This is a genomic window from Mesorhizobium sp. WSM4836 (assembly GCF_055811815.1).
This window is the reverse complement of record NZ_JBVVQF010000013.1, coordinates 61,016-77,111: the sequence shown is the minus strand read 5'-3', so window position 1 is coordinate 77,111 and position 16,096 is coordinate 61,016. Positions and strand designations below refer to the sequence as shown.

The window sequence follows — 16,096 nt, the reverse complement described above, 5'->3', positions numbered from 1 at the left end:
GATTATCCTTTGACGGCGCCGGCCATCAGGCCGCGCACGAAATAGCGGCCGGCGAGCACATAGACGAGGAGGGTCGGCAGCGCGGCGATCATCGCAGCCGCCATGTTGACGTTGTATTCGACGACGCCGGTCGAGGTGTTGACGACGTTGTTCAGCGCCACCGTCATCGGCATCACGTCGCCTGAGCCGGCATAGGCGGAGGCAAACAGGAAGTCGTTCCAGATGTTGGTGAACTGGTAGATCACCGTCACCACGATGATCGGCAGCGAATTGGGCAGCATGATGCGCCGGAAGATCTGGAAGAAGCTGGCGCCGTCGATCTGCGCCGCCTTCACCAGCTCGTTCGGAAACGCCTCGTAATAATTGCGGAAGAACAGGGTGGTGAAGCCGATGCCGTAGACGACGTGGACGAACACCAGGTTCACCGTCGGATTGCCGAAGCCGAAGGTGAGGCCGGTCGCGTTCTGCAGCTTGACGCCGAACCGGCCGAGGCTGCCGAGGATCGTTGCCATGGGCAAGAGGACGGACTGGAACGGAATGAAGCAGGCAAACAGCATCAGCCCGAACACCAGCGTCGCGCCGCGAAAGCGCCACTTCGTCAGCACATAGCCGTTGAGCGCGCCGAGCAGGGTCGAGATGACGACGGCTGGAACCACCATCTTGATCGAGTTCCAGAAATAACCCTTCATGCCGACGCAGGTGAGACCCGAGCAAACTTCGCTCCACGCCCTTATCCAGGGTGCGAAGGTCGGCGCCTGCGGCAGCGCCAGCATGTTGCCGTTCTGGATCTCGTCCATGGTCTTGAACGAGGTCACCAGCATGACGAACAGCGGCATCAGGTAGAACAGCGCGAATAGCGCCAGCAGCCCGTAGATGACGATACGGTTGACCGTCCTGGCGCTGATACCGCCGGTACCCTGGCGAGCAGGAGTGGCTATAGCGCTCATCGCGGCTTCTCCCGAAGCTCGGAATAGAGATAGGGAACGATGATCGCGGTGATGGTCATCAGCATGATGACGGCGCTGGCCGAGCCGACGGCCATCTCGTTGCGCTTGAAGGTGTACTCATACATGAAGTTCGACGGCAGCCAGGCCGAACCGCCCGGCCCGCCGCTGGTCAGCGCGACGACCAGATCGTAGGATTTGATGGCGAGATGCGCCAGCACGATCAAAGCCGACAGGAAGATCGGCCGCAGCATGGGGATGACGATGCGGCGGTAGAGTTGGAAGGTGGAGGCGCCGTCGATCTGCGCCGCCTTCAGGATCTCGCCGTCGATGCCGCGCAGGCCGGCCAGGAACATCGCCATGATGAAGCCCGACGCCTGCCAGACGCCGGCGATGACCACCGTGTAGATGACGAAATCCTTGTTTTTGATCCAGTCGAAATGGAAGCTCGTCCAGCCCCATTGGTGCAGCGTCTGCTCGAGGCCGAGGCCGGGATCGAGAAACCATTTCCAGGCAACGCCGGTGACGATGAAGGACAGTGCCATTGGGTAGAGATAGATCGGCCGCAGCACACCTTCGCCGCGGATTTTCTGATCAAGCAGGATCGCCAGGAACAGGCCGAGCGCAAGACAGATGGAAATATAGAGGAAGCCGAAAATCGCCATATTGGTGATCGATGTGTACCAGGAGGAGGGCGGATCGCTTTCGAAAGTCCAGCGCCATAGCCGCTGATAGGCGCGTGGCCCGGTGATGGCGTAGGAGGGAAAAGTCTTGGAGTTGGTGAAGGACAGGTAGATCGTCCACAGGATGAAGCCGTAGACGAAGACGACGGTGGCGGCGAAGCTCGGCGCCAGCACGAGCTTCGGCAGCGCGTCCTGAAGGCGCGAACGCACCGTGGCGCCCGGACGGGCACCGTGCTCCGGCGTCAGGGTGATACTGGTTTCAGCAACTGTGCTCATCGGCCTATCCGTATCGCGGGCCCGGAATTCTGGTGTCGCGGCCTCGCCGGCCCGAAGCGTGCCGGTCAGCGCAACCGCAAACCCCGCCGCAGAGGAGTCTCCCCGGCTTGCGCCGGGGAGATCATTCACATGGGCGGAGCCTTACTTGGCGTCCTCGATCGCGCTGACCAGTTGGGTCACGGCCTCGTCCGAGGTCTTGATCTGGCCGTGCACGAACTTCGAGACGACATCCTTGTAGGCGTTGGCAACCGCCGGCGGCGCGCCATAGCCCTGCGCCAGCGAACCGAACAGCGTGCCGCCTTCATTGGCGGCCTTCAGGTCGGCCATGCCCTTCTTGCCGCAAGCGTCGAAATCGGTATCCGGCACGTCGGTGCGGGCCGGAACAGAGCCCTTGACGACGTTGAAGGCCGACTGGAAGCTCTTCGACAGCGTGGCGGTGGCGAGCGCGATCTGGGCGGCCTTGCGGTCCTCCGGCACGTTGAACATGCCAAACATGTCGGAGTTGTAGACGACGCTGCCGTCGGTGCCCGGGAAGCGGTAGCACAGGAAGTCGGTGCCCGGGACCTTCTTGGCGGCGTTGAATTCGCCCTTGGCCCAGTCGCCCATTACCTGCACCAGCGCATCGCCCTTGATGACCATGGCGGTGGCGAGGTTCCAGTCACGGCCCGAGAAGTTCGGGTCGACATAGGTGACGAGCTTGGCGAGATTGTCGAACGACTTCTTCATTGTGTCGGACTTCAGCGACTCCTCGTCGAGGTCGTTGAAGGCCTTCTTGTAGAATTCAGGCCCGCCGGTCGACAGCACGACCGAGTCGAACATGGTCGCTTCCTGCCAGTTCTGGCCGCCCAGCGCCAGCGGGATGACGCCGGCCGCCTTGGCTTTGTCGAGCAACGCGATGAAGTCGTCGAAGGTCTTCGGCTCGGTACCGCCGATCTTGTCCATCACTGCCTTGTTGATCCACAGCCAGTTGACCGAGTGGACGTTGACCGGAGCCGCGACCCACTTGCCGTCATAGACGGAGAATTTCTGCAGGGCCGCGGGAACGGACTTGTCCCAGCCTTCCTTTATCGCCGTCTCGGTCAGGTCGCCCATGACGCCGGCCGCGGCGTAGTCGAGCACGGTATAGCCGAGCATCTGCGAGGCCGTCGGGTAGTTGCCGGCCGCCACCATCGCCTTCAGCGCGGTCATGGCGGCGTCGCCGCCGCCGCCGGCCACCGGCACGTCCTTCCATGCAAAGCCTTCCTTGGCCAGATCCTGCTTGAGCACGTTCAGAGCGGCAGCTTCGCCGCCCGACGTCCACCAATGCAGCATCTGAACTTCCTTGACATCCGCGGCATGGGCCGCGAATGCAACGCCCGATGCGAGAGCCGTCCCGATAAGCAGTTTGCGCAACATGTACTTCCTCCCTTGTTGAACTTGCACGGCCGGCGGATGGCCACCGGGTTCTTCCCAACTCAGCCAACCCACCATCCGGTGCGCTGGCCGCGATGAAACTGGATTGTCTTTTCCTCTGTATAATCCTCGACGGCGCGCTTGCCGAGTTCGCGCCCGAGACCGGACTGCTTGTAGCCGCCGAAAGGCAGTTCGGGGTAACCCTCCATGAACGTGTTCACCCAAACGGTTCCCGAACGCACATTCCGCGCCACCGACATGCAGGTATCGATGCTGGCGCTCCACACGCCCGCCGATAGACCATAGGGCGTGTTGTTGGCGATGTGCAACGCCCTTTCAATCGATCCAAAAGTCAGCACGGAGAGCACCGGCCCGAACACTTCCTCGCGCGCAATGGCCATGTCTTCGGTGACGTCGCGAACAATGGTCGGGTCCAGATACTGGCCGGCGCTGGAAGCAAGCTGCTTGCCGCCGCTATAGATTCGGCTGCCGTCGTTTTCCGCGGCCGTCACGTAGCTGGTGACCTTGGCCACATGGTCGGCGGAGATCATCGCGCCGACCTTGGTGCGGTCGTCGAGCGGGTCGCCGACAGTCACCTTGGCGGTGAGTGCCTTCACGGTGCCGAGGAACTCGTCGGCTATCGCCTCATGGACGATCAGGCGGCTGCCGGCATTGCAGCATTCGCCGGCATTGAAGAAGCCGCCGAATACCGCCGCGTCGGCGGCGGCCTCGAGGTCGGCGTCGGGAAAGACGATCTGGCCGTTCTTGCCGCCGAGTTCCATCGAGACTTTTTTCAGCGAGTTGGCGGCAGCCGCCATGGTGATCTTGCCGACGCGCGTGGAGCCGGTGAACGATACCATCTCGACCAGCGGATGGCTGACCATCGGTGCGCCGACATCGGCGCCCAACCCGGCAAGGATGTTGACGACGCCGTCCGGCAAGCTGGCCTGCATCAGGATCTCGCCGAGCACAAAGGTCGAGGCCGAGGTCATCTCGCTTGGCTTGACCACCGCTGTGCAGCCGGCGGCGAGCGCGAAGGGCAGTTTCTGGCTGACGATAAGGAACGGAAAATTCCACGGCGTGATGATCGAGACGACGCCGATCGGTTCACGCAGCACCACGCCGAGCATGGTGTCGCCGAGATTGGCGTAGCTTTCGCCGTGAAGCGTGCGGGCGAGTGCCGCGGCATAGCGCCAGATGTCGACGGCGCCGCCGATCTCGCCGCGCGCCTGGGCAATCGGCTTGCCGGATTCCAGCGCATCGAGCCGGGCAATCTCGTCCAGCCTTGCCTCGATCAGATCAGCCGTTTTGAGCAGGATCGCGGCGCGTTCGGCCGCCTTCATGCGCGGCCACGGGCCCGTCTCGAAGGCCTTGTGCGCGGCATGTACCGCGGCCTCCATGTCCGCCGCGCCGGCCTGTGCATAGCGCGAGACGGTGAAGCCGTGGCCGGGGCTGCTGCGCTCCAGCGTGCGGCCGTCCTGGGCGTCGACGAACTTGCCGTCGATCAGCAGCCGATAACTTTTCGGCGCAGCGGCCGCCTCGGCGGGCATGGCGATGTTGAGGGGTGCATTCATGTGAGTTTTAGGTTCCTAAGATCTTGAGAACGCCGGTTTCTGCTTGGCGTTGAAAGCCTCGACGCCGGCCCTGAGATCGCTTGTCAGCGCGATGAAGCCGCTGGCCAGCGCTTCGGTCGCGGCGCCACTCTCTTCGCCTTCGGCGATGGCAATCATCAGCTTGGCGGCTTCGGTCGCCAGCGGCCCGCGCTCGGCGATTTTTTCTCCCCAGGCCTTGGCCTCGACGCATGCCTGGCCGGTCTCCACCACCCGATCAACGATGCCCAGAGCAAGAGCCTCGGTCGCCAGAAACACTTCGCCGCCAATCGCCATCCGCCGCACCGCCTGCGCGCCGAAGCGGCGCACGGCGCGCTGTGTGCCGGACCAGCCGGGAACGACGCCGATCGAGGTCTCGGGGAACCCCAGCTTCACCTGCGTTTCCGCGACGCGGAAGTCGCACGCCGCCGCCAGTTCCAGCCCACCGCCCAGCGCATGGCCGGCAAGCACGGCGATCGTCGGCTGCCGCAGCCGCGCGAGCCGGTCGAAGACGCGGTGGCCGTAGCGCACCCATTGCATCTGGAAATCGGCGGCGCTCATTTCTGCCCAAGCTTCGACGTCGCCGCCGGCGCAAAAGCCCTTGCCTTCGCCGCAGACCAGCACGACGCGGACGCCGTCCGCCGCCTCGGCTTCGTCGAGTGCCGCTTCCATCGCCCGCAGCATCGGAATGTCGAGCGCGTTGAATTTCTGCGGCCGGCGCAGCGTGACAATGCCGATGGCGCCGTCGGTTTCAAAGTTGACGAGGCGCTCAGCCATGGGCGCCCCCAAGCGAGGCGCCGCCATTGAGCGACAGGCCGATCGGCCGGTCCCGGTAAAGCGTATCCGGTGTGATTTTCAGGTCGTTGGCGACGGCAAGCGGGATCTCGGCCTGGGCCAGCACATGGCGCTCCAGGTCGATGCCCGGCGCCAGCTCGGTCACCATCAGCCCTGCCTGCGTCAACTTCATCACGCAGCGCTCGGTGACGTAGGTGATGTCCTGTCCCTGCGCGACGGCTCGCTTGCCCGAGAAGGAGATGTGCTCGACCTCGCCGACGACTTTCTTGACCTTGCCCTCCTGGTCGATGCGGATGCCGCTATCGGCAAGCGACAGCTTGGCGCCGGCATTGAAGAAGCCGGAAAAGACGATCTTCTTCGCCCGCGCGGTGATGTCGACGAAGCCGCCGGCGCCGGCGGTGACATGCGGCCGCGCTGAGAGCTTCGACACGTTGACAGAGCCGTGGCGGTCGATCTGCAGGAAGGACAACAGCGAGGCGTCGAAGCCGCCGGCCTGGAAATAGATGAATTGGTGCGGCGAGGGCATGAAGGCGTCGGCGTTCGACGAACAGCCGAACTTGAAATCGAGCAGCGGCACGCCGCCAACCGCGCCTTGCTCGATCACCCAGGTGATCTTGCCGTGCTGGCCTTCCTCGAGCAGGATGCGCGGCACATTGGCCGAGATGCCGAAGCCGATATTGACCGCCATGCCGTCGGCAAGCTCCATGGCGATGCGGCGCGCAATGACCTTCTGGACGCTCATCTCGGCGTTGCGGAAGCTCGACAGCGGCCGGAAGATCTCGCCGGAGATCGCCGGATCGTAGGGCGTCAGCGTCGTCTGCAACTGGTCGGGCGCGACCACGATACGATCGACCAGCACGCCAGGCACGCGCACATCGTGCGGTTTCAGCGTGCCGTTCTCGACGACGCGCTTGACCTGCGCGATGACGATGCCGCCATTGTTGCGGGCGGCCAACGCCTGTTCGAGGCCGCCGAGATAGGCACCCTCGTGTTCATAGGTGAGGTTGCCGCGCTCGTCGGCGGTGGTGGCGCGGATGATCGCCACCTGCGGTACGATCGAGCGGAAATAGAGCCATTCGTCGCCGTCGAACTGCTGCACCGAAACGATCGGCTCGCTGGCGGCAGCATTCATCGCGCAACCCTGGTGGCGTGGGTCGGCAAAGGTGTCGAGCCCGACCTTGGTCAGCACGCCGGGGCGCTTGGCGGCGGCTTCGCGGTGCATGTCGAACAGGATGCCGGACGGCACGTTGTAGGCGGCGACCGTATTGTCGCCAATCATCTTCCAGATCTGCGGTGGCTCGGAAGAGGACGGCCCGGATGGATAGGAGCCGCACAAAGTGCGCTTCAACAGGCCGGGCTTGGCTAAGTGGTCGATCCCCTTGATGCCGTACATGTCACCGGCGGCGATCGGGTGCAGCGTCGTGATGTCCTTGGGATGGCCTTCGGCGTCGAAGCGCTCGCCGATAGCGGCAAGCACCGCATCCGGGCAGCCGAGGCCGCTCGATGACGACACCGAAACGGTCATGCCATCCCTGATCAGGCCGGCGGCCTCAGTCGCGGAGACGAGCTTGCTCATGCTGCGCTCCCGAGCTTCGGGTCGATGGCAACGGCCTTGCCGGACCTGGCCGACTGCAATGCCGCTTCGGCTGATGTCAGCGACCAGACGCCGTCCTCGCCGGTAGCGGAAGGCTGGCCCTCGCCGCGGATCGCCGCGTGGAATTGGCGCAGCGAACGGGCATAGAGGTCTTCGCGCTCGAAGCTCAATTCCTGCTCGCCCTTTGCCGTTCGCAGCAAGACCGTGCCGATCGGCTTCTGCGTCATTACATCCCTGGCGATCAGCGAGCCTTCGCTGCCATGCACCTCGAAACCGGTGCCGGCGAATTTGGTGGTGAAGCCCTCATGCGATTGGGCAATGACTCCCGATGCGAAGCGCCAGAGGCACATGGCGCCGTCTTCCAGCCCGCCGGCGGCCATGCCGGCCGATTGGGTAAATGCCGAGATCTCGACCGGATCCTCGCCGAGCACGAAGCGCAGCGTATCGGCATCGTGCACGGTGATGTCGAGCACCACGCCGCCGCCGGCGTGCGGCCTGGTGATGCGCCAGCCCTGCAGGTTTTCCGGCAGATAGACAGAGTGGAAGACGCGCGCCGCGATCGGCCTGCCGATGCGGCCGGCAGCGATCGCTTCGCGCATCGCCCGATGCGAGCCGGCATTGCGCAGATGGTGGTTGGTGCCGAGCACGACGCCGGCGGCCCTAGCCGCCGCGACCATCTTGCGGGCGTCGGCGCTGGTCAGCGCCAATGGCTTTTCGCAAAGCACATGCTTTCCCGCCTCGATGGCGGCGAGTGCCTGTTCGAGATGCAATTCGTTGGTGGTCGAGATGTAGACGGCGTCGATATCGGATTTGAGCAGGGCGTCGAGCGTCGAGACCGCCGCCGGAATGCGGTTTTCACTGGCGTAGGTGGCGGCGCGCTTCGGGCTGGAGCTCATCACCGCGGCGATTTCGCCGTCCGGCTGCGCGCGGATGGCGCCGATCATGAACTGTCTTGCGATCGTGCTGGCGCCGATCAGCCCCCAACTGACGGTCATGCAGCGTCTCCTATTCCTGCGCAGCCATGCTCCTTGCGATCGGGGCCGCAGCTTTCCCTGACCACCAGGTTGACGGCGCCGATATGATCCTCGGCGCGCGTGGTGCGCGATTGGATCATCTTCAGCACGACATGGGCGGCGCGCTCGCCGAGGCCGGCGGTGTTCACCGCGACGCTGGTCAGCGCCGGCATATAGTGCTCGGCCTCGGCCACGTCGTCGAAGCCGACAACGGCAAAGTCCGCGCCGGGCTCCAGGCCGCGCTTGCGCAGCGCCAGCAAGACGCCGAAGGCGACCGCATCGTTGAAGCAAAGGGCTGCAGTCGGCGGCGCGGCCATGGCAAGCGCGGTTTCCAGGCAGGCAATGCCGCCCTTGCGGCTGGTTTCGCCCTCGAAGACCAGCCTGTCGGCCGGTGCGATGCCGAGCGCTTCGCAGGCCTCGCGAAAGCCGCCCAGCCGCTCGTGATAGACGACAAGGTCGGATGAGCCGCCGAAGAAGGCCAGCCGGCGATGGCCCTTGCCGATCAGATGCGCGGTGGCAAGATAGGCGCCGCGATGATTGTCGGGCGTGATCACCGGGATACGGCTTTCGGGAAGTCGGCGCATGACGAAGACGACCGGAACGCCTGCGGTCTCAACGCGACGGAACGCGCCAGGCGTGGTGCCGCGCGCCGGCGACACGACGAGCCCGGCGACACCCTGCTCCATCAGCGATTTCAAAACCTCTTCCTGGCGCACCGGGTTTTCAGCCGTATTGGCGATGAAAGGCACGACGCCGGCCGACTGGAAGACGCGTTCCATGCCGACCGCCAGTTCGGCGAAAAACGGATTGGTGAGATCGTTGATGACCATGCCGATGACGTTGGAATGGGCCTTGCGCAGATTGGCGGCGCCGCGGTTGTAGACATAGCCGACATCCTCGATCGCCTTGCGCACCTTGAGCGCAGTTTCAGGCCGGATCAGCCCGCTGCCTTGCAGCACCAGCGATACCGTCGATTTGGACACACCCGCCTCACGGGCAATGTCGAGTATCGTTGCCTTGGCCCGGCTGGCCATCTAGATATGTCCTCCCGCTTGGTTTCTTGCGCGATTTATTGGAACGATCTAATCCCTGTGGGGCATTTGAGTCAATCGCGTTTTTGCGAACTCGAGAAAAATGCGGCTCAGTGGGCCCAATCCTCCCGCAGCTAGGACCTTCACCTGCCGCAGTGCAGCAATTTTGCGTTGCGCGAGGCAAGGGGCAAAGCATCTTGATTTATTGGAACGTTCCATTTATTAGGCGTTCGGAAGGGAGAGAGTCATGGACATCACCTTGCCCGGGGAAGGCGGCAGCCGCATCCTCTACCGGCTTGCCGGCCAGCCGGTGCAGCCTGTGGCCGGCGCGCGGTTTTCGCGTATCGCCTACGCCGCAGCCCATGTCGTCGCCGATCCCTTCGCCATGACCGATCCGTGGTCGAGGCCCGTGGTCGACTGGGACAAGACGATGGCGTTTCGCCGTCACCTTTGGCGGCTCGGCTTTCGCGTCGCGGAGGCGATGGACACCTCGCAGCGCGGCATGGGTTTCGATTGGGCAAATGCCAGGGAATTGATCCGCCGCTCCATTATCGAGGCTCGAAGCGTCGAGGGGGCCGATCTTGCGTCGGGCGCCGGCACCGATCATCTGGCGCCGGGTGCCGCCAGCACGCTCGACGATGTCATTGCGGCCTATGAAGAGCAGCTCGGCTTCATTGAAACGCTTGGCGGCAAGGCGATCATGATGGCCAGCCGCGCGCTGGCGGCGATCGCCAAAGGCCCCGACGACTATGTCAGCGTCTATGACCGCATCCTGTCCCAGGCATCCGGCAAGGTGATCCTGCACTGGCTGGGCGACATGTTCGACCCGGCGCTGAAAGGCTACTGGGGCAGCAGCGATTTCGAAACCGCGCTGGAGACGGTGGTCGCGATCATCGAACGCCATGCGGGCAAGGTCGAAGGCATAAAGATATCGCTGCTCGATGCCGGCAAGGAGATCGCGCTCAGGGAGCGGCTGCCTGAAGGCGTGGTGATGTTCACCGGCGACGACTTCAACTACCCCGAGCTGATCGCCGGCGACGGCGACAGACATTCGCACGCGCTGCTCGGCATTTTCGATGCCATTGCGCCGGTCGCCAATGCGGCACTGGCAAAGCTGGCCGACGGCGACCGCGCCGGCTATGACACGCTGATGGCCCCGACAGTGCCGCTGTCGCGCAAGATCTTCGAGGCGCCGACCGAGTACTACAAGGCCGGCATCGTCTTCATGGCTTGGCTGAACGGCCACCAGGAGCATTTTTCGATGATCGGCGGCATGCAATCGGCGCGCGGCATCCGTCACTATGCCGATGTCTTTCGCCTTGCCGACCAGGCGGGGTTGCTGGCCGACCCCGAGCTCGCGATTGCCAGAATGACAAGCCTCTGCGCGGTAGCGGGCGTTTGATGGCAAGACGCTACAGCGTCCGGTCCAACGCTTGGTCCGGTTGCTTTGCGATTTGCCTTGTCTGGGCAAATCTGTATGCGGTATGCCTCCAGCAACAGAGAAGCCGATCCGGCGCTCCGCCGGCCAACCGGCAAAGCTGCCGTTCTGCATTGGGGTAAGCCGATGACCTTCGACCTTCAGGGCAAGCGCGTTTTCGCGGCCGGACATCGCGGTATGGTCGGCTCGGCCATCCTGCGCAGATTGGCCGACGAGGATTGCGAGCTCATGACCGCCTCGCGCGCCGAGCTCGATCTTCTCGACCAGGCCGGCGTACGGCGCTGGATGGCCGACCGCAAGCCGGATGCGGTGGTGATGGCGGCGGCCAAGGTCGGCGGTATCCTGGCCAACGACAGGCTTCCCGTCGATTTTCTGCAGGACAATCTCGTCATGCAGAACAATGTCATCGACAGCGCCTTCCGCAACGAGGTGCAGAAGCTGCTGTTTCTCGGTTCGTCCTGCATCTATCCCAAATTCGCGGCGCAGCCGATCTCCGAGGATGCCTTGCTGACCGGGCCGCTCGAACCCACCAACGAATGGTATGCGATTGCCAAGATCGCCGGGCTGAAACTGTGCCAGGCCTATCGGCGCCAATACGGCGTCGACTACATCTCGGCGATGCCGACCAATCTCTACGGTCCGGGCGACAATTTCGACCTCAATTCCAGCCATGTCGTGCCGGCTCTGATGCGCAAGGCGCACGAGGCCAGGCGCGCCGGCCGCAAGAGCCTGGAGGTGTGGGGATCGGGCACGCCGATGCGCGAATTCCTGCATGTCGACGACGCCGCCGACGCGCTGGTCTGGTTATTGAAGAATTATTCGGGCGACAGCCACATCAATGTCGGCTCTGGGGAAGACATCACCATTGCCGACCTTGCCCGCACCATCGTGTCGGTCGCCGGCGCCGATGCCGCGATCACGTTCGATGCGACGAAGCCGGATGGCACGCCGCGCAAGCTGATGGACGTGTCGCGCCTGTTCGCCACCGGCTGGCGCCCGCGCTATTCGCTGCGCAGCGGCTTGGAACAGACCTACGCCTGGTTTCTGGAGCACGTCGAGGCCGGTGATCTCCGCCTCGGAGCAGCCTGAGGCTGCTATTGGCGGGCTCGGCGTCAGGACCGGATGAGGGCGAGAACGCCAGCCGGTGAAAATACCGGTGGCAATTGAGGGATTGTCTGGATGGTGGGCGTGACAGGGATTGAACCTGTGACCCCTGCAATGTCAATGCAGTGCTCTCCCGCTGAGCTACACGCCCATCCGAAGCCGCGCATACACCATTTTTGGTTCGGCACGTCAATAGCGGGAAAAGGGAAAGAATGGCTGGCTTGCCCTCTTTGTTTTGACGCAATTCCGGACGGAAAACCGCTTCACACTTTTCCTGGAATTGCTCTAGTCGGTCAAGACGCGACAAAAGGCGCGTCAGGCGGCCTGCAGCATCTTTTCAACTTCGTTGACGAGGTCGCGCAGGTGGAACGGCTTCGATAGCACTTTGGCGTCTTTCGGCGCCTTGGAATCAGGGTTCAGGGCGACGGCGGCGAAGCCGGTGATGAACATCACCTTTAGGTCGGGATCGATCTCCGTGGCGCGGCGGGCGAGCTCGATACCATCCATCTCCGGCATGACGATGTCGGTCAAAAGCAGCGAAAAGGGTTCCTCGCGCAGCCGCTCATAGGCGCTGGCACCATTGTCGAAATCGCTGACCTGATAGCCGGCGCGCTCCAGCGCCTTGACGAGGAACCGGCGCATGTCGTCGTCGTCTTCCGCCAGCAGAATGCGTGCCATCTTGTCCCGTCCGAATCACCCAACCGACAATGCCGTGAGGCAAGCCCGTTAACCATGCTGTATATGAGGAGGTGACGGTAAACATCAAGTGAACGTTGGCCGCACAATCCTGATTTGGCCGGCGCTTCGGCGGCTGGACATGCGGGCGGCGAGGTGGCACTTTCCTATCATGATGCATTGGTATTTCCAGGTTCGTTCAAATTGAAAACGGCAGCCGAGGATTTTTCGGTCGTTCCACCCTTCGAAATCCGATCGGGCGCCGAACAGCGCGTTCCCTTCCTCTTCAACTCGCCGCATAGCGGCCGCTATTATCCGGACCGTTTCATGGCCATGGCCAAGCTGGACCGCAACGCCATCCGCCGCTCCGAGGACTGCTACGTCGAGGAATTGTTCGGCGGCGCCGTCGCGCTCGGGGCGCCGCTGCTGGCGGCAAACTTCCCGCGCGCCTATCTCGACGTCAACCGGGAGCCGTGGGAACTCGATCCGCGTATGTTCGCCGAACCGGTGCCGTCATTCTGCAACATCCGATCGGCGCGGGTGGCCGGCGGGCTCGGCACCGTGCCCAAGCTGGTAGGCGAGGGGCTCGACATCTATTCCGGCCGCTTGCCGCTGGCGGAAGCCGTGGCGCGCATCGAAGCGGTCTACAAGCCCTATCACGAGGCGCTGAAGCGGCTCTTGACCAGAACCCATGCGCGCTTCGGCTACGCCGTGCTGATTGATTGCCACTCGATGCCGGCAAGCATAAGGGTCGGCGACAGCGGATTGCGGCCGGATTTCATCGTCGGTGATCGTTTCGGCATCTCGGCCGCGGCGGCGTTGACCGAGACGGCGATCGGCCTGCTCACCGGCATGGGCTACAGTGTCGCCCACAACAAGCCCTATGCCGGAGGTTTCATCACGGAGCATTATGGCCGCCCCGTGCGCCACCTGCATGCGCTGCAGATCGAGGTCAATCGCGGGCTCTACATGAATGAGCGGACGTTCCAGAGATCAGCTGGTTTCGACGCCCTGGCCGACGATCTGGCGCGGTTTTCGGCTGAACTGATGGCGATGCCCGACCATAATTTCATGGATCTGCCGCTGGCCGCCGAATAGCCGCGGAATTGCGGTACTCGCCGCTCATGCGGCGGCGTAAAAAAAGACCGCATCGTTTGCACGACACGGTCGAAGTCTAGGGAGGAAACGCCCAAGGAGGGCATGGACAGGAACCCTGTCCGAGAACAAACGTATTGTGCGCTGCACAAATGTCAAGGCGCGTTCCGGCTTTTTAATTCACTGTGAAGTGGAAATTGCATTTCCACGACGACTGCGTTGCATTCGAGCAACAGTTGGCACTGTGCGAAAGGCTCCGAACGCCCTTGTTTCGGCATAAATCCGTAGGCAAACCGGCATCTCAAACATGCTGAAGCGGGAGAATCAGTTGGACATCAGCATCGAGTTCATGCGGCGCATTGCGCGTGCCGCCGCAGCCGAGACCTTGCCGCGCTTCCGCAATCAGGGCGCGGTCACCAACAAGGAGCGCGGCAGCTTCGACCCAGTCACCGAGGCCGACCGCGAGGCCGAGCGCGCCATCCGGGCGGTGATCAGCGCGCAATACCCCGATCACGGCATCCTCGGCGAGGAGCATGGCAGCGAAAACATCTCCAGCCGGCATGTCTGGGTGATCGATCCGATCGACGGCACACGCGCCTTCATTTCCGGCCTGCCGGTGTGGGGAACACTGGTCGGGCTGACGGTCGGCGGCGATGCCGTCGCCGGCATGATGTCGCAGCCCTTCACCGGCGAGCTATTCTACGCCAACGCTTCCGGCTCGCATTATGAAGGTCCCGGTGGCCCGCGAAAACTCACGACGCGCAAGACGACGAATCTCGGCGAGGCGACGCTTTTCACCACCACGCCGGCGCTGTTCAAGGGAGACGCCCGCCTGCGCTACGACCTGTTCGAACAACAGGTCCAGCTCGCCCGCTACGGCACCGACTGCTATGCCTTCGCCATGGTGGCGGCAGGCAGCGTCGATATCGTCGCCGATCCCGGATTGAAGCCGTACGACATCGTCGCGCTGATCCCGATCATCGAGAAGGCAGGCGGCGTCGTCACCACTTTCGAGGGCGGACCGGCGGAAAAGGGCGGCGACATCCTGGCGGCGGCGACACCGGAGCTGCACGCGGCGGCGATGGCGGCGCTGCGTGGCTGAAGCCGGATAAGGCATGCGGCTCAGGCGTCACCGGTTCCGGGGATGAAGGCATCGAATGCCGCAAGCAACTGCTCGCGATAGAGGTCGGCTTCCTGCAGGATCTCATGGCGGGCGCCGTCGATCATCACTAGCGAGCCGACGCGCAGACGTCTCGCATAGGCTTCGACTGCCCTGGTCGAGACGACCTGGTCGGCGCCGGCGGCGATCATCAGCAAGGGCACCTGGATCTTGGCCATGAAATCCGGGTCGCTGACGATCAAGGACGCCTCGGTGGCCGCCTTCAGCCAGCGGATCGTCGGTCCGCCCAGCGCCAGTTGCGGATAGGTTTCGTAGATCAGCGTGTTGCGCCGGTAGCGTTCCGGGTCGCTGGTCAGCTTGTTCATGGCGAAGGGCACCGATTCCTTCGGTCGCGGGCCCCATGCGGCATAGAGCCGGCCAAGGCCGAGAAGGCAGAACAGCGAACAGGTGCGGCGAACGGTTTTTGCCGAAACCGGCAGGTCCGGCACGGTGAAGAACGGTGCGATCAGCACCATGCGGCGCACGCGGTTCGCCATCGAGGGCGCGGCGAGCAGCGCAATCAGCGCGCCGGCCGAGTGGGCCAGTATGTAATAGGGTCCTCGACAGTCGGGCAGCACGATCTCTTCGAAGAACTGCTCCAGATCTCCGGTATAGTGGAAGAAGCTGCTGACATAGCCGCGCTGTCGGTCGCCGATCAGCCGGTCGGAAGCGCCCTGGCCGCGCCAGTCGAGGGTTGCCACGCCAAAACCCCGGTCGGCAAGGTTGCGAACGGTCTCGAAATACTTCTCGATGCACTCGTTGCGGCCGGTCAGGACGACCACCGTGCCCTTCATCGGGCGGGCAACCGCGGCAAACAGCCCATAGCGGATCTTCTTGCCGTCGCGCGTGGTGAAGAAGCCGCCGGCTGCGTTTTCCGGCAGCGGATTGCCCGGAGTTTCGTGGAAGACGGGGGTCTGGTGGGAAAGATCGGTCATACGGTGTTTAGTTGGGGTCGGTGCCGGCGTGGGCGCAAGTCAGGCATAAACGCCCATGCGCCAAAAGCAACGGAATTCGGGACGACGGGGAGGTCGACCGAGGCAGCGAACAAGTAAGGCCGGAAGCAGCCTTGGGCGTGCTTCCGGCCTCTGTCGACCCGGGAGGAAGGGACGTTACACCCGGTTCGGCCTCGGAGCGTCGCTTTTCCGGCGACCTGTTCGTGATCTCGAGAACAGTTTTAATGCCGCCTGGGTGAACGCTCGCCGTCGCCACGGTTCATCTGGCGTTCATCGGCATCGGGACACGCGCCGGGACCGGTCCCGTTCGGACGCGGGAAAATCTTGAAATGCCGGGGTCCGCTTCCCAAATTTG

14 protein-coding genes and 1 tRNA gene are annotated in these 16,096 nt (G+C 63.6%); 4 read left to right on the top strand and 11 right to left on the bottom strand.

Annotation, left to right across the window (positions count from 1 at the left end; all coding sequences use genetic code 11):
* Nucleotides 1-2: 2 nt before the first annotated feature.
* The 8 genes from AC0L2P_RS16840 to AC0L2P_RS16805 all read right to left on the bottom strand — a co-directional run bounded on the left by AC0L2P_RS16840 (nucleotide 3) and on the right by AC0L2P_RS16805 (nucleotide 9,320).
* Nucleotides 3-947: a carbohydrate ABC transporter permease gene (locus AC0L2P_RS16840; protein WP_473502451.1), complete on the bottom strand. Its 945-nt coding sequence runs from the start codon at nucleotides 945-947 to the stop codon at nucleotides 3-5.
* The gene (locus AC0L2P_RS16835) at nucleotides 944-1,903 is read right to left on the bottom strand and encodes a carbohydrate ABC transporter permease (protein ID WP_473502450.1); all 960 of its coding nucleotides are present in this window, start codon (nucleotides 1,901-1,903) and stop codon (nucleotides 944-946) included. Before AC0L2P_RS16835 ends, AC0L2P_RS16840 begins: the two co-directional genes overlap by 4 nt.
* A gap of 141 nt (nucleotides 1,904-2,044) precedes the next feature.
* Nucleotides 2,045-3,298: an ABC transporter substrate-binding protein gene (locus tag AC0L2P_RS16830; protein WP_473502449.1), complete on the bottom strand. Its 1,254-nt coding sequence runs from the start codon at nucleotides 3,296-3,298 to the stop codon at nucleotides 2,045-2,047.
* Nucleotides 3,299-3,357: 59 nt separating this feature from the next.
* A complete protein-coding gene (locus tag AC0L2P_RS16825) occupies nucleotides 3,358-4,869 on the bottom strand; it encodes an aldehyde dehydrogenase family protein (protein ID WP_473502448.1) in 1,512 nt (503 codons plus the stop codon).
* A 15-nt stretch (nucleotides 4,870-4,884) separates the two neighbouring features.
* Nucleotides 4,885-5,661 (bottom strand): enoyl-CoA hydratase/isomerase family protein, encoded by a 777-nt coding sequence (locus tag AC0L2P_RS16820; protein ID WP_473502447.1) that lies wholly within the window; start codon nucleotides 5,659-5,661, stop codon nucleotides 4,885-4,887.
* Nucleotides 5,654-7,255 carry an acyl CoA:acetate/3-ketoacid CoA transferase gene (locus AC0L2P_RS16815; RefSeq protein WP_473502446.1) on the bottom strand — a complete coding sequence of 534 codons (1,602 nt, stop codon included), beginning with the start codon at nucleotides 7,253-7,255 and terminating at the stop codon, nucleotides 5,654-5,656. Before AC0L2P_RS16815 ends, AC0L2P_RS16820 begins: the two co-directional genes overlap by 8 nt.
* A complete protein-coding gene (locus AC0L2P_RS16810) occupies nucleotides 7,252-8,268 on the bottom strand; it encodes a Gfo/Idh/MocA family protein (protein ID WP_473502445.1) in 1,017 nt (338 codons plus the stop codon). The genes AC0L2P_RS16815 and AC0L2P_RS16810 overlap by 4 nt, the downstream gene beginning before the upstream one ends.
* The gene (locus AC0L2P_RS16805) at nucleotides 8,265-9,320 is read right to left on the bottom strand and encodes a LacI family DNA-binding transcriptional regulator (protein WP_473502444.1); all 1,056 of its coding nucleotides are present in this window, start codon (nucleotides 9,318-9,320) and stop codon (nucleotides 8,265-8,267) included. Before AC0L2P_RS16805 ends, AC0L2P_RS16810 begins: the two co-directional genes overlap by 4 nt.
* 244 nt (nucleotides 9,321-9,564) lie before the next feature.
* Here AC0L2P_RS16805 and AC0L2P_RS16800 point away from each other — a divergent pair, with 244 nt between their 5' ends.
* The gene (locus AC0L2P_RS16800; protein ID WP_473502443.1) at nucleotides 9,565-10,719 is read left to right on the top strand and encodes a dihydrodipicolinate synthase family protein; all 1,155 of its coding nucleotides are present in this window, start codon (nucleotides 9,565-9,567) and stop codon (nucleotides 10,717-10,719) included.
* 162 nt (nucleotides 10,720-10,881) lie between these two features.
* The gene (gene fcl, locus AC0L2P_RS16795) at nucleotides 10,882-11,844 is read left to right on the top strand and encodes a GDP-L-fucose synthase (RefSeq protein WP_473502442.1); all 963 of its coding nucleotides are present in this window, start codon (nucleotides 10,882-10,884) and stop codon (nucleotides 11,842-11,844) included.
* A gap of 91 nt (nucleotides 11,845-11,935) precedes the next feature.
* Here the strand turns inward: fcl and AC0L2P_RS16790 are convergent.
* Both AC0L2P_RS16790 and cpdR read right to left on the bottom strand, forming a co-directional pair.
* Nucleotides 11,936-12,010: transfer RNA gene (locus AC0L2P_RS16790), tRNA-Val, on the bottom strand.
* 164 nt (nucleotides 12,011-12,174) lie between these two features.
* Nucleotides 12,175-12,537 carry a cell cycle two-component system response regulator CpdR gene (cpdR, locus tag AC0L2P_RS16785; protein ID WP_006199474.1) on the bottom strand — a complete coding sequence of 121 codons (363 nt, stop codon included), beginning with the start codon at nucleotides 12,535-12,537 and terminating at the stop codon, nucleotides 12,175-12,177.
* A gap of 153 nt (nucleotides 12,538-12,690) precedes the next feature.
* Here cpdR and AC0L2P_RS16780 point away from each other — a divergent pair, with 153 nt between their 5' ends.
* Nucleotides 12,691-13,632, top strand: coding sequence for an N-formylglutamate amidohydrolase (locus tag AC0L2P_RS16780; RefSeq protein ID WP_473502441.1), 942 nt, complete (start codon nucleotides 12,691-12,693; stop codon nucleotides 13,630-13,632).
* Between the two features lie 325 nt (nucleotides 13,633-13,957).
* Nucleotides 13,958-14,731, top strand: coding sequence for a histidinol-phosphatase (gene hisN / locus AC0L2P_RS16775; protein ID WP_473502440.1), 774 nt, complete (start codon nucleotides 13,958-13,960; stop codon nucleotides 14,729-14,731).
* A gap of 20 nt (nucleotides 14,732-14,751) precedes the next feature.
* Here hisN and AC0L2P_RS16770 read toward each other — a convergent pair whose 3' ends face one another.
* Nucleotides 14,752-15,723: an alpha/beta fold hydrolase gene (locus AC0L2P_RS16770; protein WP_473502439.1), complete on the bottom strand. Its 972-nt coding sequence runs from the start codon at nucleotides 15,721-15,723 to the stop codon at nucleotides 14,752-14,754.
* Between the last annotated feature and the right edge of the window lie 373 nt (nucleotides 15,724-16,096).

Coding starts and splice junctions, on each gene's coding strand:
- AC0L2P_RS16840 (WP_473502451.1), bottom strand. CDS start 947: ATGAGCGCTATAGCCACTCCTGCTCGCCAGGGTACCGGCGGTATCAGC.
- AC0L2P_RS16835 (WP_473502450.1), bottom strand. CDS start 1,903: ATGAGCACAGTTGCTGAAACCAGTATCACCCTGACGCCGGAGCACGGT.
- AC0L2P_RS16830 (WP_473502449.1), bottom strand. CDS start 3,298: ATGTTGCGCAAACTGCTTATCGGGACGGCTCTCGCATCGGGCGTTGCA.
- AC0L2P_RS16825 (WP_473502448.1), bottom strand. CDS start 4,869: ATGAATGCACCCCTCAACATCGCCATGCCCGCCGAGGCGGCCGCTGCG.
- AC0L2P_RS16820 (WP_473502447.1), bottom strand. CDS start 5,661: ATGGCTGAGCGCCTCGTCAACTTTGAAACCGACGGCGCCATCGGCATT.
- AC0L2P_RS16815 (WP_473502446.1), bottom strand. CDS start 7,255: ATGAGCAAGCTCGTCTCCGCGACTGAGGCCGCCGGCCTGATCAGGGAT.
- AC0L2P_RS16810 (WP_473502445.1), bottom strand. CDS start 8,268: ATGACCGTCAGTTGGGGGCTGATCGGCGCCAGCACGATCGCAAGACAG.
- AC0L2P_RS16805 (WP_473502444.1), bottom strand. CDS start 9,320: ATGGCCAGCCGGGCCAAGGCAACGATACTCGACATTGCCCGTGAGGCG.
- AC0L2P_RS16800 (WP_473502443.1), top strand. CDS start 9,565: ATGGACATCACCTTGCCCGGGGAAGGCGGCAGCCGCATCCTCTACCGG.
- fcl (WP_473502442.1), top strand. CDS start 10,882: ATGACCTTCGACCTTCAGGGCAAGCGCGTTTTCGCGGCCGGACATCGC.
- cpdR (WP_006199474.1), bottom strand. CDS start 12,537: ATGGCACGCATTCTGCTGGCGGAAGACGACGACGACATGCGCCGGTTC.
- AC0L2P_RS16770 (WP_473502439.1), bottom strand. CDS start 15,723: ATGACCGATCTTTCCCACCAGACCCCCGTCTTCCACGAAACTCCGGGC.